This window comes from Streptomyces sp. JN8 (assembly GCF_055808075.1).
The window spans coordinates 7492690-7517447 of sequence record NZ_CM147852.1; the positions used below are offsets into that span (position 1 = coordinate 7492690).

Below are 24758 nucleotides of genomic sequence, written 5' to 3' on the forward strand. Positions count from 1 at the left end.
CCCGTGTCAACATCCCGTTCGGTATCCGAGGTCCGAGCCGGTGCGGCGCGGCCGCACGGTACTTGACCTTCCGCCGGGTGCGCGCGGAGGATCGCGGCATGGACCGACTCCTCAGCCGCACCGTCGACGGTGTCCTGCGCATGAGCGCCCGGCGCGTCCCCGACCGGGTCGCCGTCCGCCACGCCGGCCGGGGCTGGACGTACGCCGAGCTGGACGCGGCCGTCTCCACGGCCGCGGCCGTCCTGCGCGGGCCGCACCACGGGCTGAGCCTGCCGGAGGGCGCCCGGGTCGCGACCTACGGCCACAACTCGGACGCCTACCTGATCGCGTTCCTCGCCTGCTCCCGGGCAGGGCTGATCCACGTGCCCGTCAACCACCACCTGACGGGCGGGGACCTGGCGTATCTCCTGGAGCAGTCCGAGGCCTCCCTGGTCCTCGCCGACCCCGCCCTCGCGGGCCGCGTACCGGACGGGTTCGCGGTCAAGGCGCTGCGGGACGCGCCCGGTTCGCTCCTCGACGCGCTCGCCGAGCCGGAGGAGTACGACGCCGACCGCGACGCCCGGGACTGCGTCCAGCTGCTCTACACCTCGGGGACCACGGCCCTGCCCAAGGGGGCGGCGATGTCCCACCGCGCCCTCGTCCACGCGTACGCGAGCGCGATCGAGGCGCTGGACCTCCACGAGGACGACCGGCCGGTGCACGCGCTGCCGCTCTACCACTCGGCCCAGATGCACGTCTTCCTGCTGCCCTACCTGGCGGTCGGCGCCGAGAACACCCTCGTCGACGGCCCCGACCCGGCGGTGCTCCTCGACCTGGTCGAGGCGGGTCTCGCCGACAGCCTCTTCGCCCCTCCCACGGTGTGGATCGGCCTCGCCGGCCACCCCGACTTCGCGCACCGCGACCTCTCGGCCCTGCGCAAGGCCTACTACGGGGCCTCGATCATGCCCGTGCCCGTCCTGGAAGGGCTGCGCGCCCGGCTCCCCGGAATCCGCTTCTACAACTGCTTCGGCCAGTCCGAGATCGGCCCCCTCGCCACCGTCCTCGGCCCCGACGAGCACGAGGGGCGGATGGACTCCTGCGGGCGGCCCGTCCGGCACGTCGAGGCCAGGGTCGTCGACGAGAAGGGCGACGACGTGCCCGACGGCACCCCCGGCGAGATCGTCTACCGCTCCCCGCAGCTCTGCGACGGCTACTGGCGCAAGCCCGAGGAGACGGCGGCGGCCTTCCGGGACGGCTGGTTCCGCTCCGGTGACCTCGCCGTCCGCGACGCCGAGGGCTACCTCACGATCGTCGACCGGGTGAAGGACGTCATCAACTCCGGGGGCGTGCTGGTCGCCTCGCGCCAGGTGGAGGACGCGCTCTACACCCACCCCGGCGTCGCCGAGGTGGCCGTGATCGGCCTCCCCGACGACCGCTGGATCGAGGCGGTCACGGCGGTGGTCGTCCCCCGCGGCGAGGTCACCGAGGCGGAACTCCTCGCCCACGCGCGTGCGCACCTCGCCGCCTTCAAGGCCCCCAAGCGCGTCCACTTCCTGCCGGAACTGCCCCGCAACGCCAGCGGAAAGATCCTCAAGCGGGACCTCCGCGACCGGTACGCGGACGGTCGGGCCGGCTGAGCCGGTCCTCCCGCCGGGCCGTCCCGGTGTACGGGAGGCTGCCGTCGCCCGCGCCACACCGGGCGGCGGGGCCCGGCTACGGCGTCTTCCGCAGGTCCACGATGCGCTTGATCTTGCCCACCGAGCGCTCCAGCGTCTCCGGGTCGACCACCTCGACCGCCACCGAGACCCCGATCCCGTCCTTGACCGCCGCCGCGATCGACCGGGCGGCCTCCGCGCGCTGCTCGGACGTCGCGTCCGCGCGGGCCTCGGCCCGTACGGTCAGGGCGTCGAGCCGGCCCTCGCGGGTCAGCCGCAGCTGGAAGTGCGGGGCCACCGCCGGGGTGCGGAGCACGATCTCCTCGATCTGGGTCGGGAAGAGGTTCACCCCGCGCAGGATGATCATGTCGTCGCTGCGTCCGGTGACCTTCTCCATCCGCCGGAACACCCGGGCCGTCCCCGGCAGCAGGCGGGTCAGGTCGCGCGTCCGGTAGCGGACGATCGGCATGGCCTCCTTGGTGAGCGAGGTGAAGACGAGCTCGCCCTCCGCGCCGTCCGGCAGCACCTCGCCCGTGAAGGGGTCGACGATCTCCGGATAGAAGTGGTCCTCCCAGATGTGCAGGCCGTCCTTGGTCTCCACGCACTCCTGCGCCACGCCGGGGCCGATCACCTCCGACAGGCCGTAGATGTCGACCGCGTCGATCGCGAAGGCCTCCTCGATCTCCTTCCGCATCGCCTCCGTCCAGGGCTCGGCGCCGAAGACGCCGACCTTCAGGGAGGTCGACCGCGGGTCCACGCCCTGCCGCTCGAACTCGTCGAGCAGGGTCAGCATGTAGGAGGGGGTCACCATGATGATCTCGGGGCGGAAGTCCTGGATGAGCTGGACCTGCCGGGCCGTCATGCCGCCCGAGGCGGGGATCACCGTGCACCCGAGCCGCTCCGCGCCGTAGTGCGCGCCGAGTCCGCCGGTGAACAGGCCGTATCCGTACGCCACGTGCACCTTGTGCCCGGGGCGGGCTCCGGCGGCGCGCAGGGAGCGGGCGACCACGTCCGCCCACAGGTCGAGGTCGCCGTCGGTGTAGCCGACGACGGTGGGGCGGCCGGTGGTGCCGCTGGAGGCGTGGATCCGCCGGATCCGGGACTGGTCGACCGCGAACATCCCGAAGGGGTAGTGGTCGCGGAGGTCGGTCTTGGCGGTGAAGGGGAAGCGGGCCAGGTCCGCGAGCGTGCGGCAGTCCTCGGGGGTCACCCCGGCGGCGTCGAAGGAGCGCCGGTAGAAGTCCACCTTCTCGTACGCGTGCCGCAGGGTCGCCCGCAGCCGCTCCAGCTGGAGGGCCGCCAGCTCCTCGCGTCCGAGCCGCTCGCCGCTGTCCAGCAGTTCCGTCATCGCGCCACTCCTCCACGGTCGTAAAACGGACGACCGATCATTCGGTCGATCCGTTCCCGGCCAGTAAAACCGGAGGTACCGGGGGGTTGGCAAGAGGCGCGGGTGAGGTTCCCCGCCCTCGTCCCCGTCACACCTTGGGGTCTTTCCCCTCATTCCGGGCAGCGGAGGCGGCCCCGCCGGGGAAGGGTGCCCCCGTGACCACCACCAACGACGCGGACGCCCCGCAGGCCCACTTCTGGGCCGTCCCCGACCTCACCGGACTCGACTTCGACCCGCTGCTGGCCAGGCTGCTGCACGAGGACCCGGTCACCCGGGTCCGGCTCCCGCACGGCGAGGGCCACGCCTGGCTCGTCACCCGGTACGAGGACGTCAAGCTCGTCTCCGGAGACCCCCGCTTCAGCCGCCAGGCCGTCCGGGGCCGGTCGGTCACCCGGGTGGCCCCCCACTTCGTCCCCATGGAGGGCGCCGTCGGCTTCGCCGACCCGCCGGACCACACCCGGCTGCGCCGGGTCGTCGCCCGCGCCTTCGGCCCCCGGCCGCTGAAGGCCCTCCGGGACCACGCCCAGCAGGTCATGGACCGGCTCCTCGACCGGGTCGACGAGCACGGAGCCCCCGCCGACCTGGTGGCACTCGTCCACCGCCCCTTCGCCCTCGCCGTCGCCGGCGCCCTGATGGGCGTCCCGGAGGGCGACCAGACGCTGATGGCCCGCTGGTCCGACACCATCGGCTCCGCCGTCACCACCGGCCGCAAGGAGGGCGAGCGGGCCAAGGCCGACATGGGCCGCTACTTCACCGAACTCATCGGGCGAAGCCACGGCACCGGCCGCGAGACCCTCGCCGCCGTCCTCGCGGACGCCGTCGACGACGCCACCCTCACCGAGCGCGAGGCCGTCGGGCTCGCCGTCCTCGTCCAGATCGGCGGCGTCCACGCCGTGCGGGGCAACAGCGCCGGCATGGTCTACGCGCTGCTCACCCATCCCGAGCACCTGGCCCGGCTGCGCGCCGATCCCGCGCTCGTCCCGCGCGCCGTCGACGAACTGCTCCGCTACATCCCGCACCGCAATGCCGTCGGCCTCTCCCGGATCGCCCTGGAGGACGTCGAGGTCGGCGGGGTCACCATCCCGGCCGGCGACCCGGTCTACGTCTCCTACCTGACGGCCAACCGCGACCCCGCCGTCTTCGCCGACCCCGAACGCCTCGACTTCGACCGCCCCTACAACCCGCACGTCGCCTTCGGCCACGGACCCCACCAGTGCCCCGGCGCCGCCCTCGCCCGCATCGAGGCCGAGGTCCTGGTCGACTCCCTGTGGACCCGCTTCCCCGACCTGCGGCTCGCCCTGCCCCCGGACCGGCTCCGCTGGCAGCGCGGGGCCCTCATCCGCGGCCCCGAGGCCCTCCCGGTCACCTGGTGACCGGAGACGGACGGCCGACGGCGGACGGCGCGAGACGCAGGACTCGGCCAAACCCCTTTGCCCGGGCCTGAACCGGAGTGCTGGAGTGACCGGCATGGAACCCCAGCACCTTCGTGACCTGTACGACCGCCAGCTCCGCCGCGAAGCCCGTCCCGACGGCCCCGGCTGCCGGATCGAGCACGTCGGCGGCGTCGTCCGCCAGACGGGACCCGCGCACGCCTGGAACGGCGTCCTCTGGTCCGGCCTGACCGCCGCCGACGCCGACCGCGCCGTCGCCGCTCAGATCGACCACTACCGCGCCGCCGGCCTGTCCTTCGAGTGGAAGCTGTACGCCCACGACACCCCCGGCGACCTGGGGGCCCGGCTGGCCGCCGCCGGCTTCACCGCCGACCCCCCGGAGACCCTGATGGCGGCCGAGGCCGCCGCCCTGCCCGACGCCGTACCGCTGCCCGCCGGCGTCGAACTCCGCGCCGTCACCGACGCGTCGGGGGTACGGCAGGTGGCCGAGGTCCACCAGCGCGCCTTCGGCACCGACAGCAGCCGGCTCGAACGACAGCTCCTGGACCGGCTCGCTGCCGACCCCGACACCGTCACCGCCGTCGTCGCCCTCGCCGACGGCGAACCCGTCAGCGCCGCCCGCCTCGAACTCTGCCCCGGCACCGACTTCGCGGGCCTCTGGGGCGGCGGCACCGTCGAGGGCTGGCGCGGCCGCGGCCTCTACCGCGCCCTCGTCGCCCACCGCGCCCGCATCGCCGCCGAACGCGGCCACCGCTACGTCCAGGTCGACGCGGCCGACACGAGCCGCCCCATCCTGGAGCGCCTGGGGTTCGGCACGCTGTCCACCACGACCCCCTACCTGTACGGCTGACCGACCGGTCGCCGCGGCTCAGGAAGCCCAGTGCGCGGGACGCTCGAACCCCTCCGGAAGGCGGGTGGCGGCGTCCCCGCGCGCCGCGTTCACCTGGGGCTGCGTCAGGAAGAGCGCACCGGTCAGATCCGCACCCGACAGATCGGCGTCCCGCAGGTCCGCGCCGATCAGATCCGTGAGCGACAGATCGGCACCCGTCAGATCGGCGGCGATCAGCAGCGCCCCGCGCAGATCCGTGCCGCGCAGCTTCGCCCCGCGCAGCCGCCTGCCGATCAGATCGGCACCGCGCCGGCTCCCCGGTCTCCCGCCGGCGGTGCGGCGGACCAGCTCGCTCGTCCGCAGGAGCAGCCGGTTCACCTCGGCCCGCACCTCCGGCACCGCCAGGGCCGCCAGCTCGTCCGCCGAGCCTCCGGCGAGACCCTCGACCCGGGCCAGCGCCCCGCGCAGCTCGCCGTGGACGGGACGGGCCGCCGGCCGGTCCAGCGCCTCCGTGAGGTAGCGCAGCAGTTCGTGGAGCTGGCGCATCACCTGGAACACGTCGTACATCAGGCCCGCGGTCTCCGGCGCCTCGCGCCAGGAGACACCGCCGAAGGTCACCTGGGAGACCCGCTGCCCGGCGCCGAAGCAGTCGTACACCGTGCAGCCCTGGAAACCGCTCGGCCGCAGCACGGTGTGGATGCCGCAGCGGAAGTCCTCGCGGAGGTTCCGGCAGGGCTCGCCCGGCGCCTTGTCCACGGCGAAGTCCGCCGATCTGGCGAAGGGCAGCGCCACGCAGCACAGGCCGAAGCACGAGGCGCAGTCGCCCCGCAGCGCGGATTCCCGGGTCTCGGGCACGTGGAATGCTTCCTTCGCTGGTCGGGGACGGTGCGCCCACCGTATCGCGGCCGCCGCCAAACCGGTTGCGAAGATCGTCGGCGGGCGGTGAGGATCGGCCGCATGCCGATGTTCACCTCGTACGACGGAACCGAACTCGCCTACCGGACCGAGGGACGGGGCGAACCCCTGGTGTGCCTCGCGGGCGGACCGATGCGCGACGCCGCCTACCTCGGGGACCTGGGCGGGCTCACCGCGCACCGCACCCTGGTCCTGCTCGACGCCCGGGGGACGGGGGCGAGCGCCGCACCGGCCGATCCCGGCACGTACCGCTGCGACCGGCAGGTCGGGGACGTCGAGGCGCTCCGCCGCCATCTCGGTCTTGAGCGGCTCGACCTGCTCGGCCACTCGGCCGGGGGGAACCTGGCCACCCTGTACGCCGCCGCCCACCCCGAGCGGATCCGCTCGCTCGTCGTCGTCACCTCCGCCGGTCGCGCGCTCGGCGTCCTCACCACCGACGAGGAGTGGGACGAGGCCGCCGAGGTCTTCGCCGACCGGCCCTGGTACCCGGGGGCCAGGGCCGCGCTCGACGCGATCGGCCCGGACACCCCGCCGGCCCGCGTCCGCGAGATCGTCGCCCCCTTCGGCTACGGCCGCTGGGACGCGGCCGCCCAGGAGCACGCCGCCGGCGAGGCCGAGCAGGCGAACGACCTGGCCGCCCCCGTCTACCACGGGGAGGGCGCGTACACCCCGGAGGCGACCCGCCGCGCACTCGCCGCGCTCACCGCGCCGGTCCTCGTCCTCGCGGGGGAGCGCGACCCGGGCCCCACCCCGGCCAAGGCCGCCGAGGCCGCCGCCTACTTCCCGAACGCCGAACTCGTCGTCCTGCCCGGCGCCGGGCACTTCCCCTGGGTCGACGACGCCGACGCGTTCGTCCGGCCCGTCGCCGCCTTCCTCGATCCGGAGGTCCGCACCGTCACGGTCGACGGGGTCCGCCTCGCCTAGCGGAGCTTCGGCCTCTAGAACCGCACCGGACCGCATCGCCGCGCGGCCCGGCGGGGCGGTCCGTGGCCCGATCGGGCCAGGCGCGCGGCGCGCCGCGGCCGATCGGGCGGGGGCCGGGGGAGGATCGGAGCGACGGCGCCCCCGACGTGTGTCCGGCACCGTCCACGGCGCGACACGACAGGAGCCAGGTGTGACCACTCGTCTCAACCCCTACCTCAGCTTCCCCGGTGAAGCGAAGCAGGCCATGGAGTTCTACCAGGAGGTCCTCGGGGGAACCCTCACCCTCAACACCTACGGCGACGCCGGGGGCGAGGCGCCGCCCGGGTACGCCGACAAGATCATGCACGGGATGCTGGAGACGCCCGGCGGCTTCACGCTGATGGGCGCGGACAGCCCGCCCGGCATGGAGCAGACGCCGGGGAACGGCTTCGCGGTGAGCCTGAGCGGCGACGACGCCGGGGAACTGCGCGGCTACTGGGACGGGCTGGCCGCCGGCAGCACGGTGTCGGTCCCCCTGGAGAGGCAGATGTGGGGCGACGTGTTCGGCATGTGCACGGACCGCTTCGGGGTCACGTGGATGGTGAACATCAGCGAGCAGGGCTGATCCGGGCGGGCCGGTCCGGGGCCGGGCCGGTCCCGGTCCGGGGCCGGAGGCCGGTCGGATCCGGAGGCGGACCCTGCCGGCCCGTGGCCCTTCCGTCCGGGGCCGGCCCGATCCGCTCCTGATCTTGCCCGCTCCGGCCCCTGCCGCTTCTCACCCTGCCCGACTCCAAGGAGCGGCCGGCCGGCCGTGCCGGCCTTCCTCAGGCGGGTGACGCCCCCTCCTGGTCCGCCTCCACGGCCACGGAGCGGGCCCAGCGGTAGTCCGCCTTCCCGCTGGGAGAACGCTGGATGTGGTCGGTGAGCACCAGCTGGCGCGGGACCTTGTACCCCGCCAGGCGGGGACGGCAGTGGGTCTGGAGCTCCTCCAGGCCGAGCGCGGGCGCGTCCGCGCGGAGTTGGACGACCGCGGCGACGTGGTTGCCCCAGCGGGCGTCCGGCACTCCGGCCACCAGGGCGTCGTACACGTCGGGGTGGGACTTGAGCGCCTGCTCCACCTCCTCCGGGTAGACCTTCTCGCCGCCGGTGTTGATGCACTGGGACCCGCGGCCGAGGACGGTGACCACTCCGGTCTCGTCCACGGTCGCCATGTCGCCGAGGAGCACCCACCGGACCCCGTCCGCCTCGAAGAACGTCTCGGCCGTCTTCCCGGGGTCGTTGTAGTAGCCGAGCGGAACGTGGCCCCGCTGGGCCAGCCGGCCGATCTCGCCGGGAGCGACGGGGGTCCGGGTCGCCGGGTCCACGACCCGGGTGCGTTCGTTGACGTGCAGCCGGAAGCCCCTGGCCGGACCCGAGTCGTCGGTGGCGCGGCCGTTGGAACCGGACTCGGTGGAGCCGAAGTTGTTGAGCAGCAGCACGTCGGGCATCAGCTCCTGGAGCTGGGCCCGCACGGTCTCGGACATGATCGCCCCGGACGAGGACAGGCTGAACAGGGCGGAGAGGTCCGTTCCCTTGAGCGGCCCGCGCAGCGCGTCCACGAGCGGTCGCAGCATCGCGTCCCCGACCAGGGAGATGCTGGAGACCTTCTCCTTCTCCAGGGTGCGGAGGACCTCCTCCGGCACGTACTTGCGGTGCAGGACGACCCGTTGGCCGTAGTTGAAGGCGATGAACGCGGTCAGTGTGGAGGTGCCGTGCATCAGCGGCGGCGCGGGGAAGAAGGTGATGCCGGCGCCGCCGGCCGCGACCCGCTCGGCCAGCTCCTCGGGGCGCTTCACGGCCTCGCCCGCGGGGTCCCCGCCGAACAGCCCGGCGAAGAACAGGTCCTCCTGGCGCCACAGGACGCCCTTGGGCATCCCGGTCGTCCCGCCGGTGTAGATGATGAACAGGTCGTCGGCCGAGCGCGGCCCGAAGCCGCGAGCGGGCGAGCCGGCGGCCTCCGCCTCCGCGTACGGGACGCAGTCGAGCGCGGGCGCTCCCTCGGGCGGGGTCCCCACCCGCACGAGGTGCCGCAGCTTCTCCGTCTGCGGCAGCGCCGCCGCGACCCGGTCGGTGAACTCGGCGTCGAAGACGAGCGCGGCCAGGTCGGCGTCCCGGTAGAGGTAGACGAGCTCCTCCTCCACGTACCGGTAGTTCACGTTGACCGGCACGATCCGCGCCTTGAGGCAGGCGAGGACGGTCTGCAGGTACTCGACGCCGTTGTACAGGTGGAGCCCGAGGTGCTCGCCCGGCCGGATGCCCGCGTCGGTGAGGTGGTGCGCGATCCGGTTGGCGGCCTCGTCGAGCTCGGCGTAGGTGAGCCGACGCTCCTCGCCGGTCCCCGGATGGTCGACGTACACCAGCGCCTCGCGGTCGGGGACCGCGTCGACGACCGATTCGAACAGGTCGGCAAGGTTGTACTCCACCGTTCCTCCTGACCCCGGTTCGCACTGACTCGGCGGTCATTAGAGCGCCGACCGGCGAAGGGCGGAAGGGGGTGCGCAGAAGAATCTGACTGGGTGTCAGAAAACTATTGAACTGGGCCCCGTGCTCCTGCAACCTGTTCCAGAACTGGAGACGGGAGACCCCCATGAGTGGCACTGGCGGCACCGAACACCTCGGCGTACGGCGCGAGGGCGCCACGCTCGTCCTCACCCTGAACCGGCCCGAGGCCAAGAACGCCCTCTCGCTGCCGATGCTCGTCGGCCTTCACGACGGCTGGCTGGAGGCCGACGCCGACGACGGCATCCGCTCCGTCGTCCTCACCGGCGCGGGCGGCTCCTTCTGCGCGGGCATGGACCTCAAGGCCCTGGCCGGCAAGGGAATGGAGGGCGAGCGGTACCGGGACCGGCTCACGGCCGACCCGGACCTCCACTGGAAGGCGATGCTGCGCCACCACCGCCCCCGCAAGCCCGTGATCGCCGCCGTCGAGGGCTACTGCGTCGCCGGCGGCACCGAGATCCTCCAGGGCACCGACATCAGGGTCGCCGCCGCCTCGGCCACCTTCGGCCTCTTCGAGGTCCGGCGCGGCCTCTTCCCGATCGGCGGCTCCACGGTCCGCCTGCCCCGGCAGATCGCCCGCACCCACGCCCTCGAAATGCTCCTCACGGGCCGCCCCTACACCGCGGCCGAGGCCGCCGCGATCGGCCTCGTCGGGCGCGTCGTCCCCGACGGCACCGCGCTCGACGCGGCCCTCGACATCGCCGAGCGGATCAACGCCTGCGGACCGCTCGCCGTCGAGGCGGTCAAGGCGTCCGTGTACGAGACCGCCGAGCTGACCGAGGCCGAGGGACTGGCCGCCGAACTGAAGCGCGGCTGGCCGGTCTTCGACACGGCCGACGCGAAGGAGGGGGCGCGGGCCTTCGCCGAGAAGCGGCCGCCGCGGTTCCGGCGCGAGTGAACGGGCCGCGGGCCCCGCACCGCGGCCCCGGGCCGCCCCACCACCGACCGCCACCAAGGAGTCCCCATGACACCCCCGCCGGAGACCCTCCGCGCCCCCCTCGTCGTCGAGTTCCCCTTCACCCGCTCCCTGGGCCCCGTCCAGTCCGCCTTCCTCACCGGCCTCCGCGAGCGGACCGTCCTCGGCGTCCGCACCGCGACCGGCGAGGTCCTCGTCCCGCCCGTCGAGTACGACCCCGCCACCGCCGCCGAACTCCGCGACCTCGTCGAGGTCGGCACCACCGGCACCGTCACCACCTGGGCCTGGAACCCCGCCCCCCGGCCCGGACAGCCCCTCGCGACCCCCTTCGCCTGGGCCCTCGTCCGCCTCGACGGCGCCGACACCGCACTCCTGCACGCCCTCGACGCCCCCGGCCCCGAAGCGGTCCGCACCGGCCTGCGGGTCCGCGTCCGCTGGGCCGCCGAACGGACCGGCGCCATCACGGACATCGCGTGCTTCGAGCCGTACGAAGGCGACCCGGCCGCCGGACCCGCGCCCCACGACGGCCGGTTCGCCGACCCCGTCACCGGCATCGTCGCCGCCGCCCGCCTCGACTACACCTACAGCCCCGGCCGCGCCCAGACCCGCTACCTGCGCGCCCTCGCCGAACGCCGGACCGTCGGCGAGCGCTGCCCCTCCTGCGCCAAGGTGTACGTCCCGCCCCGCGGCGCCTGCCCCACCTGCGGAGTCGCCACCACCGACCAGGTCGAGGTCGGACCCCGCGGCACCGTCACCACGTACTGCATCGTCAACATCAAGGCCGCGAACCTCGACATCGAGGTCCCGTACGTCTACGCCCACATCGCCCTCGACGGCGCCGGGCTCGCCCTCCACGGCCGCATCGGCGGCATCCCCTACGACCAGGTCCGCATGGGCCTGCGCGTCGAGCCAGTGTGGAGCGAGGACGGCCGCTACCCCGACCACTACCGGCCCACCGGCGAACCCGACGCCGACTACGACACCTACAAGGAGCTGCTGTGACGCCGCACCGGCCGGACCGAGAGGTGGCGATCGTCGCCTTCGCCCAGAGCGACCACCGCCGCCGCACCGACGACCTCTCCGAGGTCGAGATGGTCATGCCCGTCCTCCACGAGGTCCTGCGGCAGACCGGCCTCAAGACCTCCGACATCGGGTTCACCTGCTCGGGCTCCTCCGACTACCTGGCCGGCCGCGCCTTCTCCTTCACCATGGCCCTCGACGGCGTCGGCGCCTGGCCGCCGATCTCCGAGTCGCACGTCGAGACGGACGGCGCCTGGGCGCTCTACGAGGCCTGGGTGAAGCTGCTCACCGGCCAGGCCGACACCGCTCTCGTCTACTCCTACGGCAAGGCCTCGCCCGGCTCCGTCCGCGATGTCCTCACCCGCCAGCTCGACCCCTACTACCTGGCCCCGCTCTGGCCCGACTCCGTCTCCCTCGCGGCCCTCCAGGCCCAGGCACTCCTCGACGCCGGCGCCACCGACGAACCCGCCCTCGCCGCGATCGCCGTCCGCAGCCGCGAGGACGCCACCGCGAACCCGCACGCCCAACTGCCCGGCGCCCGCCCCCAGGGCGACTACCTCGTCCGGCCGCTGCGCACCGGAGACTGCCCGCCCATCGGCGACGGAGCCGCCGCCGTGATCCTCGCCGCCGGCGACCTGGCCCGCGAACTCTGCGCCCGCCCCGCCTGGATCCGCGGCATGGACCACCGCATCGAGGCCCACTCCCTCGGCGTCCGCGACCTCACCGACTCGCCCTCCACCCGCCTCGCCGCCGAACGCGCCGGAGCCTTCGAGGCACCCGTCGACACCGCCGAACTCCACGCGCCCTTCACCTCCCAGGAGGTCGTCCTCCGCCGGGCCCTCCGCCTCGACGACGGGGTGCGGATCAACCCCTCCGGCGGACCCCTCGCCGCCAACCCCGTCATGGCCGCCGGCCTCATCCGGCTCGGCGAGGCCGCCGCCCGCATCCACCGGGGCGACTCCGACCGCGCCCTCGCCCACGCCACCTCCGGGCCCTGCCTCCAGCAGAACCTGGTCGCCGTCCTGGAAGGGGACACAGATGCCTGAAGAGCCCGTGGCCGTCGTCGGCATCGGCCAGACCAAGCACGTCGCCGCCCGCCGGGACGTGTCCATCGCCGGACTCGTCCGCGAAGCCGCCGTCCGCGCCCTGGAGGACGCCGAACTGACCTGGGCGGACATCGACGCCGTCGTCATCGGCAAGGCGCCCGACTTCTTCGAGGGCGTCATGATGCCCGAGCTGTCCCTCGCCGACGCGCTCGGCGCGGTCGGCAAGCCCATGCTCCGGGTCCACACCGCCGGCTCCGTCGGCGGCTCCACCGCGCTCGTCGCCGCCAACCTGGTCGCCGCCCGGGTCCACCGGACCGTCCTCACCCTGGCGTTCGAGAAGCAGTCGGAGTCCAACGCCATGTGGGGCCTCTCGCTGCCCGTGCCCTTCCAGCAGCCCCTGCTCGCCGGCGCCGGCGGCTTCTTCGCCCCGCACGTGCGCGCGTACATGCGGCGCACCGGCGCCCCCGACGCCATCGGCTCCCTCGTCGCCTACAAGGACCGGCGCAACGCGCTCAAGAACCCCTACGCCCACCTCCACGAGCACGACCTCACCCTGGAGAAGGTGCGGGCCTCCCCGATGCTCTGGGACCCGATCCGCTACTCCGAGACCTGCCCCTCGTCCGACGGCGCCTGCGCGATGGTCCTCACCGACCGGACGGGCGCGGCCCGTTCCCCCCGCCCGCCCGCCTGGCTGCACGGCGGCGCGATGCGCAGCGAACCGACCCTCTTCGCCGGAAAGGACTTCGTCTCGCCGCGGGCGGGCCGCGACTGCGCGGCCGACGTCTACCGGCAGGCCGGCATCACCGACCCCCGACGGGAGATCGACGCGGTCGAGATGTACGTGCCGTTCTCCTGGTACGAGCCCATGTGGCTGGAGAACCTCGGCTTCGCGGAGGAGGGCGAGGGCTGGAAGCTCACCGAGGCGGGCGTCACCGAGATCGACGGCGACCTCCCCGTGAACCCCTCCGGCGGAGTGCTCTCCACCAACCCCATCGGAGCGTCCGGCATGATCCGCTTCGCCGAGGCCGCGCTCCAGGTGCGTGGAGAGGCGGGCGAGCACCAGGTCGACGGCGCCCGCCGGGCCCTCGGGCACGCCTACGGCGGCGGAGCCCAGTTCTTCGCGATGTGGCTCGTGGGGGACACCCCGCCCACCGGCTGAACCGCGCCGGGCCTCCGGGCGCCTACCCTGGCGGCCATGAACGCGGAACGTGACCTGACCCGGCTGCTCGCCGGGATGCGGCCGGAGCTCGACCCCGCCCGCTACGTCTTCACCACGGTGGACGGCCCCGCCCCGGCCGGGGTCGCCCCCGTGGTGACCGTCGCCGAGGACGAGGGCCTCACCCTCGTGGTGCGCCAGGAGGAGGCGGACGCCACCGCCCTCCCGTACGACTACGTGGCGGGGCGGATCACCCTGCGCGTGCACTCGGCGCTCGACGCCGTCGGCCTGACCGCCGCCGTCGCCGCGGCGCTCGCGGCCGAGGGGCTCAGCTGCAACGTCGTGGCGGGCTTCCACCACGACCACCTCTTCGTGGAACACGCCCGCGCCCAGCAGGCCTTGGCCGTACTCCACCGGCTCTCGGCGGACGGGGGGCACTCCTAGGCCGCCCTCTGCCGGATCGACTCCCGTCCGCCCCACGACGCCAGGCCCTGGGCGTGCAGGGGGCGCACGGTGCGCCCGCCAGGACCGCACCGACGCCCCTCCGGCCCCGACGGCCCCGAGGGGCAGTCGCGTTTCGGCCACCGGCACGTCCCTCGGGCCCGGCGCGGGCCCGTGGAACGGCGCGCCGGGTATCGGACGTTCCGTCCCGCCCCCGCCGGCCGGGAGCGGCAGGTCACCCCGCCCGACACCACCGTCCTGACCACGGCGGACGCGAACGCGACCGCCGCCGGACGGGTGATCTCCACCGTCGCGCGCCGCGCCGAACGCGCCGACGACGACACGGCGTGCCTTTGCTTGGCCGTTTGACCGTCCCAGCTCACTCCATCGGGCGTACGCTGGGACTTTCGCGGGGCTTCCCGCTTGGCGCCCCTGACCGTGCGCCGGGCGCGCGCCCCCTGTGTGGGGGTGGAACGTGGCACGTCAGGACGGCAGGTCGGCCCGGCAGGGAAGCGGCCTGATCGAGCGTGAGGCGGCGCTCACCGCGGCCGAGGAGGCGCTCGACCTCCTGACGGGTCTCGGGGACGAGCCGCCGTGGCCGGTCGCCGTACCCTCGCCGCGCGAGACGCGCGGCCCGCACCTGGTCGCGGTACCCGACCGCACGTCCGCCGAGGATCCCGATCCGGCGACCGGCACCCGGAGCACGCACTCCGAGTCCGCCCAGGCCCCCACCGGCCGGGGCGGCCTCCGGCCCGTGCCCGACGGCGGCCTCGTACCCGGACCGTCCGCCCCGACCACCGACCGACCCCCGGTCGTCCGCCGCGGCGGCATCCTCGCCTACGCCGCCCCCGCCGGACTCGGCAAGACCACCCTGCTCACCGAGATCCGCCGCCGGGCCGGCGCCCGCGGCTGCACCGTGCTGTCCGCGCGCGGCGGCGACCAGGAGCAGCGGGTCGCGTTCCACGTCGCCCGGCAGCTCCTCCAGCCCCAGCTGGCCCACGCCTCCGACGCCGAACTGCGCGAACGCCTCGGCTCCTGGTACGACATCGTCGGTCCCGCCCTCGGGCTCCGCGCCTCCGCCGAGGGCTCGCCGCCCGACCCGCAGGGCCTGCGCGACGGCCTCGACTGGGTCCTCACCCACCTGGCCGTACGACGGGCGCCCCTCGTGGTCGTCCTGGACGACGTCCACTGGGCCGACCCCGAGTCCCTCGGCTGGCTCGCCGCGTTCGCCCCGCGCGCCGAGGAGCTGCCCATGCTCCTGGTCGTCGCCTACCGGCCCGACGAACTCCCCGAGGAGGGAGTGGAGTTCACCGGACGGCGATCCGGGCAGCGCCCCCTCGGACTCGCCCCGCTGACCTCGTCCGCCGTGGCCAAGCTGGTCCGCGACCGGGTCGGGGAGCACGCCGACGACAGCTTCTGCCGCGACTTCTGGTCCGTCACCGCGGGCAACCCCTTCGAGGCGGTCGAACTCGCCGCCAAGGTCTGCGACCGCGGCCTCGAACCCACCGCCGACGGCGCCCACGAACTCCGTGACCTCTCCGCCGCCCTCAAGGGCACCGGACTCGTCACCCGGCTCGAACGGCTCGGCCCCGCCACCGTCCGCCTCGCCTGGGCCTGCGCCGTCCTCGGCACCGAGATCTCGCCCCAGCTCGCTGGCGCCGTCGCCGCCCTCGGCGGCGAGGCGGTCGCCGACTGCGCCGCCCGCCTCCGCGAGGCACGCGTCCTCGCCGAGGCCGAAGGCGCCGACGACCCGCTCCAGTTCGTCCACCCCCTCATCGCGACCACCGTCTACCGGTCCATCCCCGACGCCACCCGCGTCGCCCTGCACGGCCAGGCCGCCTGGGCCGTCGTCGACGCCGGCCTCGGTCCCACCGCGGCCGCCCGCCACCTCCTGGAGACCCACCCGGAGGGCGACCCCTGGGTCGTCAACCAGCTGCGCGCCGCCGCCGGCGAGAACCTCCGGGCCGGAGCCCCCGACGCGGCCCGCCGCTTCCTCGCCCGCGCCCTGCGCGAGCCGCCCGCCTACGACGACCGGGCCGCCGTCCTCTACGAACTCGGCTGCTCCTCGCTGCTCACCGAGCCCGTCACCACCGTCAACCACCTGCGGGCCGCGCTGGAGGAGCCGGTCGCCGACCCGGCCCTGCGCCACGGCATCGTCTACCGCCTCGCCCAGGTCCTCGCCCACAGCGACCGGCTCGTCGAGGCCTCCGAGCTCCTCGGTGAGGAGGCCCGGAAGGCGACCGACGCCCGAAGCCGACTGCGGATGCAGGCCGAGAAGTTCATGTGGGACGCGCTGCGCGCCGACGAACCGGAGTCGCCCGCCCGGTCCCGCCGCCTCGCCGCCCTGGCGGAACGCCTCACCGGCCGGGACGTCACCGAGCGGTACATCATCGGACTCCGCGCCTGGGACGCCACCCTGCGCGCCGAACCCGCCTCCGTCGCCCTCAGGGAGGCGGAGCGCGCCCTCGAAGGCGGCCTCACCTGGGCCGACGAGAGCCGCGGCTTCGAGGTGCCGGTCCTCGTCGCCCTCCTCCACCTCTACGCCGACCGGCCCGGCCGCGCGGAGGAGCTGTTCGCCGCCGGAACCGCCGAATTCGAGAAGCAGGGCTGGCGCGGCGCCCACCTGGCCTTCGCCTACACCCTCATCGGCTACATCCGCTTCCGCCGCGGCCGGCTGATGGAGGCCGAGGACTTCGCCCGCGCCGGACTCCGCCTCGCCGAGCGCGTCGGCGCCCGCACCCCGGCGCTCTGGTACGCGACCGGCGTCATGATCGAGGTGCTCATCGCCCGCGGCCGCACCGACGAGGCCGTGGAGGTCGCCCGCGAGCACGACTTCGGCGAGCCGTTCCCCGCCGCGGTCACCATCCCCGACTGCGAGACCGTCCACGCCGAACTGCTGCTCGCCACGGGCCGCACCGAGGAGGCGGCCGAGGCGCTGGCCGCCGTCGGCCGACGCCTGGACCCGCGCGGCAAGCGCAACCCCTCCTGCTGCCCCTGGCAGCTCCACCTCGCGCTCGCCGAGGCCGCGACCTCCCCGGCGAAGGGCCTCGCCACGGCCCAGGAGGCCGTCGCCCGCGCCCGCCAGTACGGCGCGCCCTCCGCGATCGGCCAGGCGCTCCGCGTCACCGCCGAGGTGTCCGAGCCCGCCGACCGCGTGAAGCTCCTGGAGGAGTCCGTCGACTGGCTCGACCAGTCGCCCGCCGCCTACGAGCTCGCCCGCTCCCTGGTCGCCCTCGGCGCGGCCCTGCGGCGCACCGAGCGGGCGGCGGAGGCCGCCGAGCACCTCTACCGGGGGCTGGAGGCCGCCCAGGACTGCGGGGCCGACGCGCTCGTCGAGACGGCCCGCGCCGAGCTCGCGGCCGCCGGACTGCGACCGCGGGCCCTGCACCCCGCCGGCACCGACACGCTCACCGCCCGTGAGCGCGCCGCCGCCGACCTCACCGTCCGCGACCAGGACGCGGCCGCCGTCCTGGGTGTCGACGGCCCTGCCGTGGCCCGGCTCCTCTCGGCCGTCTACCGCAAGCTCGGCACCGACCGCACCGGCCTCGCGGAGGCCCTCAGGAACACCGGACGGGAGCCCCGGGACCCGGCGGGACAGGGCTGACCGGCCGGAGCCGCCCGGCGCGTCGCATCGTGCGCCGGGGCACGTACCATGGCCGTATGTCCTTCCTCCGCCGCCGCAGCGCCGCCACTCCCGCGGGCCCGGACTTCGATGTCCTGGCCATGGACCCGGGGGACTGGCCCGGCAATCTCGGCGCCGGCCTGCTGCCCGCGCCCGACGGCTCCTGCCAGGGCGTCTTCCTCCGGTACGACCTGTTCGGCGGCCGCGGTCCCGCGATGATCATCGGCAACCTGCCCGAGGGCTCGCCGGCGCGCGAGCTGGCCGACGGACAGGTCCCCTTCGAGGTGGCCCAGCTCCTCGCCGCCCTGGAGAACGACGAGCCGGTCGAGGTCCTCGACACCGAGGACGTCCCCGTGATGCAGGGCGACAACCTCCTGATCGTCCGCCGCCTCAAGCTCTCCGAGAGCCGCATCTCCTGCGTCCAGTTCGACCGCAGCGACAACGTCCTGGTGACGATCGCCAGTTGGGACCGGCCGATCACCGACGACCTCTACGCGCTGCTCAAGCCGCTGCCCGCCGAGCTGTTCCAGCAGGGCTGACGGGGAGGCCGGGGGCCGATGAGCGCACGCGTCGACAGCTGGATCTGGGCGGTCCGCCTCACCAAGACCCGGGCCCAGGCCGCGGCGGCCTGCCGGGCCGGGCACGTCAAGGTCAACGGCGAACGGGCCAAGCCCGCCCAGTCGGTGAAGCCCGGCGACGAGGTCCGCGTCTTCCACGGCGGCAGGGAGCGGATCGTCGAGGTCAAGGAGCTCCACACCAAGCGGGTCGGCCCGCCGGTCGCCGTCGAGGCGTACGTCGACAACAGCCCGCCCCCGCCGCCGCGCGAGCACGTGGCCGTGGCCGCCGTGCGGGACCGGGGCGCCGGGCGCCCCACCAAGCGCGACCGCCGCGAACTCGACGAGCTGCGCGGCCGCAGCTCCTGACCGCCGGGGGGCGGAGCCGTCCACGGGACCGCTCCGCACCCCGTCCGCGCCGCTCAGACCCTCACCGGGCCCAGCAGGTCCGCCATCCGGGCCGCCGACGTGCCGAGCCCGGTCGGGCCGCGCCGCAACAGCGCCGCCCCGCTGCCCGCGTGCACGTCCGCCGCCCCGTAGCGCCGTACCTTCCGGTGCCAGTTCAGGATCCCCGCGAGCCAGTCCTCCAGCTCCCGCAGGTAGGCCTCGAAGGCGGCGCGCCCCGCCGCGTCGAGCCCGAAGTCCTCGTACATCACCGGGACCTCACGCGCCTTGAGATGCTCGTACTGACGCAGCCGGCCCCGCATCAGGTCGTCGACCATGGCCACCGCCGTCGGGTAGTCGCAGTCGAAGAACGTCTGGAGCACCAGCACCCCGTTGTGGACCTCGCCCTCGACCTCGATCTCCTTCTGGTAGGAGAAGAGGTCGTTGATCAGGGTGCCGTAGTCCATCACCGCGTTCTCCAGGGCGCGCACCGTCCCCGAGCGGTACAACTCCGGCGGCAGCACCTCCTGGTGCCGCAACCGGGCCATCAGCGTGGTCAGTTCGGAACCGAAGGTGCTGCGGCGCATCTCGATGTAGTCGACGGGGTCCGGCACCCGGTGCTGTGCCTGGTTGTGCAGCTCCCACAGCCAGCTGTCCAGCATGACGTCGAGCGCCTGGCGGAGCTGCGTGCGGGCCCCGGCCGTCATCGGACCCGCGGTCCGGGCCCACAGGTCGGCGAGCGAGCGCTCCAGCGGGTTGGCGGCGAGCGCGGCGCCCGCGGCCGGATCCTCGACCGGCAGGCAGGACTTGAGCCGTGCGGTCTGCTCCTTCGCGCCCCGCGGGTCGCGCGGGCGGCCGAAGACGGCGGGGTAGTAGTCGTCCCCGTAGGTGCCCCAGGTCAGCCACTCGGCGCTGAGTTCCAGCTCCTCCGGGGTGGCGTCCGGGTCGAGCCCCGCCGAGCAGAGCGCCAGGTCGAAGCCCTCGGCGGTCGGCCGGTCCCAGAGGTCGTCCAGGAGCCCGAACCGCTCCGCCCAGTCGAGGGACAGCCGGCGCGCCTCGGCGTGGTGCGGGCTGAGGGCGAGCGGGTAGGGCAGGTCGAACTCGGGGAGCAGCGAGGCCCCCACCCGCTGGTGCGGCACGTGGGTGAGGGCCCGCAGCCGCGACGCCGCCGGGCGCCCGAAGAGGGTGCGGATGTCGAGCGCGGAGGTGCCGAGGACCCCGTCGAGGTGCGAGGGGCCGCCCACCATGCCCTCGTTCATGTACCGGCTGGAGCGCATGTGCCACTCGTGGCCGCCGGACTGCCAGTCCTGCAGCCCCTTCGCGTACGCGGCGACGGCCGCGCACTCGGCCGCGTCCAGGCCCTTCTCGGCCGCGAGGAGCGGGACTTCGGTGAGGGCCGTGTTCTCGAACTGCTGGAGCCGTGAGGTCAGCAGGTCGTTGACGGCGTCCGCCGCCTCCTGGGTCGTACAGCCGAGGAACTTCTCCAGCACGAGGACGCCGTTGCTGTTCTCGCCCTCGTCCTCCACCTCGCGCTGGTACGAGAACAGGTCGTTGCGCAGGTGGACGGCGTCCGAGAAGGCGTCCTTGAGAACCCGCAGCGGGCGGGAGTACGCGACCCGGGCCGGCACCTCGGCCCCCGCCGCGTACTCGACGAGCCCGGCCGACCAGGGCGCGCCGCCCACCTTCCGCCGCATCTCGATGTACTCGACGGGGTTGGCGATCCGTCCGTCGTTGATGTTGTCGAGCTCCCAGAGCGACTCGTTCAGCAGGTGCTCGGTGGCCTCCGCGAACCGCACCCGCCAGCCCTCCGACATCGACGGGACGGTCCGGAGCCAGAGGTCGGCGAGCCCCGCCTCGACCGGATTCGTCGGCTCGGGCATGCCCGCCGCCGGGTCCGCCGGCATGAACAGCGGCAGCCGGTCCAGGTACGTCTTGCCGCCCGCCCTGTCCTGGGGCCGCTTGAAGACCTCCAGGAAGTGGTCGTCGAAGAAGAAGACCCAGGTGTACCAGTCGGTGACGAGGTTCAGGGCCTCCTCGCCGCAGTCGGGATGGGTGTACGCGCAGAGCAGCGCGTAGTCGTGCGAGTCGAGGTCGTGCTGCTCCCAGACCCCCGAGCCCTCCAGCATCCCCATCGACCGCGCCCAGTCACGGGTGTGGGTGCGGGCCGCCTCCACGTGGGGGTTGAGCCGTGCCGGATACGGGACATAGAAATCCGGCATAACGAAGGGCTGAGGCATCTGCTGGTGGGCCTTCCGGTGAGCAGGGGGTGTGTCGGGCCCACCTTTACCCGTGACCCGTACGGCGCACGCGATCTCCTGAATAGTCCTATGAACGCCGGAGGGGTGGTGCCGGACCGCTCCTCCGGCACCACCCCTCCGCTTTCGGCCAGCCCCCGATCAGGCCCGGGAAACACGCACGTCAGCAGCCTTGACGAAGGCCACGCGATGGCCGAACTGGATCTGGTAGTACTCCTCCTGGCCTCGAACGACCGTATGCCCGCTGCTGTCGAACACCGGAGCGAAGTAGTACTCGCCCGGGGTCCGGTCACCCACCACGTACCGCTGGCCGGCGAGCAGCGCGTACGGCAGCGGCGACACCGCCTGGACCGGCACGCCCGCCGGGTACGCCGAGGCCTCCGGGTACGCCCGCCCGTACACCGGTACCGACGCCAGGCCCTCGCGGGGCGTCAGGACGAGCCCCCGCGCGTTCACCGCGGTCGGCTCCTTCACGGGATTGCGGAACCACGCCTTCTGCCCGAGGTACCAGATCGCCGTCCAGTCGCCCCTCCGCTCCGCCACCGCATAGCTCTGCCCGGTCGAGGCGCGGGCCCCCGTGTCGTTGACCCCGGTGGTCGAGTCCTGCCCGCCCGGCCGCAGACCGATGTCCCTCACCAGCGGCGCGTCGGCGCTCGGGGCGGTGTGCAGTCGCACCGCCCCGCTGCCGTGCGGCGCGCACGCCTCGCCCGCCGAGACGCAGCCCGTGTAGACCGGCCGGTGGTCGCCGTAGTCGGGCCGGATCGTCACCACGCCGGCCCGGGGACCGGCGCTCGGCGTGATCGGCCGGCCCAGCAGCTCGAAGTAGTGGGCCCAGTCCCAGTACGGCCCCGGGTCCGTGTGCATGCCCGCGATCGTGGACGCCACCGTCCCCGGCACGTTGTCGTGCCCGAGGACGTGCTGCCGGTCGAGCGGGATGCCGTACCGGGCGGCGAGATGGCGCACGAGCCGGGCCGACGAGCGGTACATCGCCTCCGTGTACCAGGAGTCCGGCGCGGTGAGGAACCCTTCGTGCTCCAGGCCCACGGACTTGGCGTTCACGAACCAGTTGCCCGCGTGCCAGCCGACGTCCTTGAGCGCCAGATGCTGCGCGACGTGCCCGTCGGACGAGCGCAGCGAGTACTGCCACGAGACGTACGTCGGATCCTGCACCAGCTGCAGGGTGACGTCCCAGGTGGCCTCGGTGTCGTGGATGACGATGTAGTCGATCGACTGCGAGGCGGGCCGGTTCGCCTTGTCGTGGTTGCCGTAGTCGCCGTCGCCGAACTCCTCGTACGGCGCCGGGATCCATTCGCAGGCCACCGTGCGCGGGCACTCCACGGGGCCGTCGGCGGGCGGCCGCAGACCGAGGGCGGCCAGCTGCCCGGTGTCGGGCGCGACCGCAGGGGCGGCCGCGAGGGACACCACCTGCCCGCTGTCCGTGGTCCGTGACGCGCCGGACCGGATCACGTCGAACACGTCACCGGCGTACGTGGCGGCGGTCGCCGAGTCGTCGGCGCCCGAGTACGCCGCCACCGCCCCGAACCAGTCGGCCGGGTCCGTGCTCGCCGGTCGGCCCGACGCCCGCTGGGCGGCGGCGAGCAGCGCCGCCCCGCCCTCGATGTTGGCGGCCGTGCGGGTCCGCAGCTCCTCGGCCGGGATCCCGGACAGCTCCGAGGCCCGCTCCAGGGTGCGCAGCCGCGCGGGCAGGGCGGAGGCCGACGGGACGGCGGCGGGCCGGGGCGCCTCCGCGCCGGTCCGCACGCCGCGCGAGGAGTCCCCGCGCGCGTCCTCCGTCCCCTCCGAGTGGTGCGGCGGAGCCTCGGTCAGGGCGGTGACCGCGTCCGTCAGGTGCATCGGCCCGTAGCCGCCGGACACGCTCGGCGCGCCCCCGTGGGCGTCCCACCGCGACTGGAGGTACGAGACGGCGAGCAGCACGCTCTCCGGTACGCCGTGCCGCGAGGCCGCCCGCGCGAACTGGTCCTGGAGGGCTCCCGGCTCGGCCGCCTCGGCACCCGCCGGCGGCGCGGCGGACAGCAGCGGGAGCAGCAGGGCGGCGCAGGCGAGGACGCCCGCCGCCCTCGGCGCACGGCGCCGGGGTGCGGATCCCGGGAGACCCGGGGACGTGGAACGGGGCAAGGCAGCCTCCAGAGGCGGGGGGTGACACCGGGGCGTGCGGGACCGAACCCGTACAGGGGTATCGGGTCCCGGACGATCCGTCAATCACGTGGCCCACGGCTGAAGTTCCCACGTCAGCGCGGGGATGGAGGCCGTCCGGCGGAGTTTCGCGGAGACGGGTCCCGGGCCTGGGACGCGTCAGTGGCGTGGACCAATGGCCCGGTCTCCCGCCGGGCGGGAGACGCCGGTGCGCCGCGTCCCGGTGTGTCGGCACCGGGGCACGGCGCACCCCCCGTTTCGTCGGCCGGGCCGCCCTTCAGCGGGTCCCGACCGCCGCGCGCACGGCCCGCCGTGCCATGGCGCAGTCGTCGTGCAGCCGCCTCAGCAGCAGCCGCTGTTCCTCGCCGGGCGCGAGCGCGCCCGTGGGCACCGGTACGGAACCGGCCGGCGGAGCCTCCTTCATGGTGCGCTGCACCGCCGTCTCGTAGGTCCGGATCTCCCGCGTCAGCACGATCATCAGGTTCACCAGGAAGGCGTCCCGGGACGCCGCTCCCGCCTGCTGGGCGAGCTGGCTGATCTGCCGCCTGGCGAGCGGGGCGTCGCCGAGCACCGCCCAGAGGGTCGCCAGGTCGTAGCCGGGGAGGTACCAGCCGGCGTGCTCCCAGTCGACGAGGACGGGTCCGGCGGGGGAGAGGAGGATGTTGGAGAGCAGGGCGTCACCGTGGCAGAACTGGCCCATGCCCTGACGTCCGCCCGCGTGCGCCAGACCGTGCAGCAGCTTCTGCAGGTCGTCCCGGTCCCGGTCGGTGAAGAGTCCGAGCTCGTGGTAGCGGGCGATCCGGGCCCCGTAGTCCAGCGGAGCGTCGAACGTCCCCGCCGGCGGGCGCCAGGCGTTGAGCCGGGCGATCGCACCGAGCGCGGCCCGGACGTCGGCCCGGGGCGGCGCCTCGACGGGGTGGCGCGAGAGCGCCGCCGCCCGTCCGGGCATCCGCTCGATCACCAGCGTGCAGTTCTCCGGGTCGGCCGCGATCAGCCGTGGCGCCCGTACCGGCGGACGGTGGCGGACGAAGGAGCGGTAGGACGCTATCTCGTGCTGGAACCGCTCGACCCACGCGGGGGAGTGGTCCAGTAAACACTTCGCGACCGCCGTCGTCCGCCCGGTCGTCCCGACGATCAGCACCGACCGCCCGCTGCGCCGCAGCACCTGGACGGGGTTGAACTCGGGACAGATGCGGTGGACGGACGCGATCGCGATCTTCAGCTGCGCCCCCTGGGGGCCTGACAGATCGATTCTTCCGCTGATCGGCTGGGTACCCGTGCCGGCCACCCAGCGCCGCGGCCGTACGGCCTGCGGGGCGGGTGCGAGGTAGGGTCCGCCGCCGGCCGGGACGATGCGGTGCTGCGGCCGGGGCGGGGCGGACACGGAGGACGATGCTGTGTACATGGAGGTGACAGATCCCTTCGTGTGCCGACGAGTTGCGTGCGTCGCCCCGCCCGCCCCCGGTCCGCACCCTGGGGAATGAGGGCCGGTCGGCGGGGCGGGGTGGCGCATTCCTACCTGACACCCGCGCGCGGGTGGCGGAACATCTCGCGCACCCTGGCGAAGCCTGGCGAATTGTCGCCAGGCCTATGACAGGGGGCTACTGTCAACT

The 24758-nt window shown here is 74.3% G+C and carries 19 protein-coding genes; 13 read left to right on the plus strand and 6 right to left on the minus strand.

What is annotated here, in order from left to right; all coding sequences use genetic code 11:
• Positions 1-98: 98 nt before the first annotated feature.
• Complete coding sequence (locus tag ACY0MR_RS32945; protein ID WP_473557067.1) at positions 99-1616, plus strand: fatty acyl-CoA synthetase; 1518 nt, start codon at positions 99-101, stop codon at positions 1614-1616.
• A gap of 76 nt (positions 1617-1692) precedes the next feature.
• On the opposite strand, the gene paaK is transcribed toward ACY0MR_RS32945, so the two are convergent.
• Positions 1693-2982, minus strand: a complete 1290-nt coding sequence (paaK, locus tag ACY0MR_RS32950) for a phenylacetate--CoA ligase PaaK (RefSeq protein ID WP_473557069.1) — start codon at positions 2980-2982, stop codon at positions 1693-1695.
• Between the two features lie 194 nt (positions 2983-3176).
• Here paaK and ACY0MR_RS32955 point away from each other — a divergent pair, with 194 nt between their 5' ends.
• Together ACY0MR_RS32955 and ACY0MR_RS32960 are read left to right on the plus strand one after the other, a co-directional pair.
• On the plus strand, positions 3177-4394 hold the full coding sequence (locus ACY0MR_RS32955) for a cytochrome P450 (protein ID WP_473557071.1): 1218 nt from the start codon (positions 3177-3179) through the stop codon (positions 4392-4394).
• 94 nt (positions 4395-4488) lie between these two features.
• On the plus strand, positions 4489-5262 hold the full coding sequence (locus ACY0MR_RS32960; RefSeq protein ID WP_473557074.1) for a GNAT family N-acetyltransferase: 774 nt from the start codon (positions 4489-4491) through the stop codon (positions 5260-5262).
• An 18-nt stretch (positions 5263-5280) separates the two neighbouring features.
• Here the strand turns inward: ACY0MR_RS32960 and ACY0MR_RS32965 are convergent, their stop codons facing one another.
• Positions 5281-6096: a pentapeptide repeat-containing protein gene (locus tag ACY0MR_RS32965; protein ID WP_388797171.1), complete on the minus strand. Its 816-nt coding sequence runs from the start codon at positions 6094-6096 to the stop codon at positions 5281-5283.
• A gap of 102 nt (positions 6097-6198) precedes the next feature.
• Here ACY0MR_RS32965 and ACY0MR_RS32970 point away from each other — a divergent pair, with 102 nt between their 5' ends.
• Together ACY0MR_RS32970 and ACY0MR_RS32975 are read left to right on the plus strand one after the other, a co-directional pair.
• Positions 6199-7080: an alpha/beta fold hydrolase gene (locus tag ACY0MR_RS32970; RefSeq protein WP_473557076.1), complete on the plus strand. Its 882-nt coding sequence runs from the start codon at positions 6199-6201 to the stop codon at positions 7078-7080.
• Between the two features lie 190 nt (positions 7081-7270).
• Entirely contained in the window at positions 7271-7684 is a 414-nt protein-coding gene (locus tag ACY0MR_RS32975; RefSeq protein WP_388797177.1) for a VOC family protein, read from the plus strand.
• Positions 7685-7883: 199 nt separating this feature from the next.
• Here the strand turns inward: ACY0MR_RS32975 and ACY0MR_RS32980 are convergent, their stop codons facing one another.
• Positions 7884-9521 (minus strand): acyl-CoA synthetase, encoded by a 1638-nt coding sequence (locus ACY0MR_RS32980; RefSeq protein WP_388797180.1) that lies wholly within the window; start codon positions 9519-9521, stop codon positions 7884-7886.
• Between the two features lie 164 nt (positions 9522-9685).
• Here ACY0MR_RS32980 and ACY0MR_RS32985 point away from each other — a divergent pair, with 164 nt between their 5' ends.
• From ACY0MR_RS32985 to ACY0MR_RS33020, 8 genes are all read left to right on the plus strand, one after another.
• On the plus strand, positions 9686-10495 hold the full coding sequence (locus tag ACY0MR_RS32985; RefSeq protein ID WP_361851308.1) for a crotonase/enoyl-CoA hydratase family protein: 810 nt from the start codon (positions 9686-9688) through the stop codon (positions 10493-10495).
• 66 nt (positions 10496-10561) lie between these two features.
• Positions 10562-11515: an OB-fold nucleic acid binding domain-containing protein gene (locus tag ACY0MR_RS32990; RefSeq protein ID WP_404083592.1), complete on the plus strand. Its 954-nt coding sequence runs from the start codon at positions 10562-10564 to the stop codon at positions 11513-11515.
• Positions 11512-12579 (plus strand): thiolase domain-containing protein, encoded by a 1068-nt coding sequence (locus ACY0MR_RS32995; protein ID WP_473557080.1) that lies wholly within the window; start codon positions 11512-11514, stop codon positions 12577-12579. The genes ACY0MR_RS32990 and ACY0MR_RS32995 overlap by 4 nt, the downstream gene beginning before the upstream one ends.
• Positions 12572-13738 (plus strand): thiolase domain-containing protein, encoded by a 1167-nt coding sequence (locus ACY0MR_RS33000; RefSeq protein WP_473557082.1) that lies wholly within the window; start codon positions 12572-12574, stop codon positions 13736-13738. The genes ACY0MR_RS32995 and ACY0MR_RS33000 overlap by 8 nt, the downstream gene beginning before the upstream one ends.
• Before the next feature lie 36 nt (positions 13739-13774).
• Positions 13775-14179, plus strand: coding sequence for an ACT domain-containing protein (locus ACY0MR_RS33005; protein ID WP_388797189.1), 405 nt, complete (start codon positions 13775-13777; stop codon positions 14177-14179).
• Positions 14180-15005: 826 nt separating this feature from the next.
• Entirely contained in the window at positions 15006-17780 is a 2775-nt protein-coding gene (locus tag ACY0MR_RS33010) for an ATP-binding protein (protein WP_388798088.1), read from the plus strand.
• A gap of 56 nt (positions 17781-17836) precedes the next feature.
• Positions 17837-18337 (plus strand): hypothetical protein, encoded by a 501-nt coding sequence (locus ACY0MR_RS33015; protein ID WP_388797191.1) that lies wholly within the window; start codon positions 17837-17839, stop codon positions 18335-18337.
• 18 nt (positions 18338-18355) lie between these two features.
• Positions 18356-18721 carry an RNA-binding S4 domain-containing protein gene (locus ACY0MR_RS33020; protein ID WP_361851320.1) on the plus strand — a complete coding sequence of 122 codons (366 nt, stop codon included), beginning with the start codon at positions 18356-18358 and terminating at the stop codon, positions 18719-18721.
• Positions 18722-18774: 53 nt separating this feature from the next.
• Here the strand turns inward: ACY0MR_RS33020 and ACY0MR_RS33025 are convergent, their stop codons facing one another.
• The 3 genes from ACY0MR_RS33025 to ACY0MR_RS33035 form a co-directional block, all read right to left on the minus strand.
• Positions 18775-20973, minus strand: coding sequence for a terpene synthase family protein (locus tag ACY0MR_RS33025; protein ID WP_473557086.1), 2199 nt, complete (start codon positions 20971-20973; stop codon positions 18775-18777).
• Positions 20974-21132: 159 nt separating this feature from the next.
• Positions 21133-23127, minus strand: a complete 1995-nt coding sequence (locus tag ACY0MR_RS33030; RefSeq protein WP_473557088.1) for an N-acetylmuramoyl-L-alanine amidase — start codon at positions 23125-23127, stop codon at positions 21133-21135.
• Between the two features lie 295 nt (positions 23128-23422).
• Positions 23423-24550, minus strand: a complete 1128-nt coding sequence (locus tag ACY0MR_RS33035; RefSeq protein ID WP_361863061.1) for an aminoglycoside phosphotransferase family protein — start codon at positions 24548-24550, stop codon at positions 23423-23425.
• Positions 24551-24758 lie beyond the last annotated feature (208 nt).

Coding starts and splice junctions, on each gene's coding strand:
- ACY0MR_RS32945 (WP_473557067.1), top strand. CDS start 99: ATGGACCGACTCCTCAGCCGCACCGTCGACGGTGTCCTGCGCATGAGC.
- paaK (WP_473557069.1), bottom strand. CDS start 2,982: ATGACGGAACTGCTGGACAGCGGCGAGCGGCTCGGACGCGAGGAGCTG.
- ACY0MR_RS32960 (WP_473557074.1), top strand. CDS start 4,489: ATGGAACCCCAGCACCTTCGTGACCTGTACGACCGCCAGCTCCGCCGC.
- ACY0MR_RS32970 (WP_473557076.1), top strand. CDS start 6,199: ATGCCGATGTTCACCTCGTACGACGGAACCGAACTCGCCTACCGGACC.
- ACY0MR_RS32985 (WP_361851308.1), top strand. CDS start 9,686: ATGAGTGGCACTGGCGGCACCGAACACCTCGGCGTACGGCGCGAGGGC.
- ACY0MR_RS32990 (WP_404083592.1), top strand. CDS start 10,562: ATGACACCCCCGCCGGAGACCCTCCGCGCCCCCCTCGTCGTCGAGTTC.
- ACY0MR_RS33000 (WP_473557082.1), top strand. CDS start 12,572: ATGCCTGAAGAGCCCGTGGCCGTCGTCGGCATCGGCCAGACCAAGCAC.
- ACY0MR_RS33005 (WP_388797189.1), top strand. CDS start 13,775: ATGAACGCGGAACGTGACCTGACCCGGCTGCTCGCCGGGATGCGGCCG.
- ACY0MR_RS33015 (WP_388797191.1), top strand. CDS start 17,837: ATGTCCTTCCTCCGCCGCCGCAGCGCCGCCACTCCCGCGGGCCCGGAC.
- ACY0MR_RS33020 (WP_361851320.1), top strand. CDS start 18,356: ATGAGCGCACGCGTCGACAGCTGGATCTGGGCGGTCCGCCTCACCAAG.
- ACY0MR_RS33025 (WP_473557086.1), bottom strand. CDS start 20,973: ATGCCTCAGCCCTTCGTTATGCCGGATTTCTATGTCCCGTATCCGGCA.
- ACY0MR_RS33035 (WP_361863061.1), bottom strand. CDS start 24,550: ATGTACACAGCATCGTCCTCCGTGTCCGCCCCGCCCCGGCCGCAGCAC.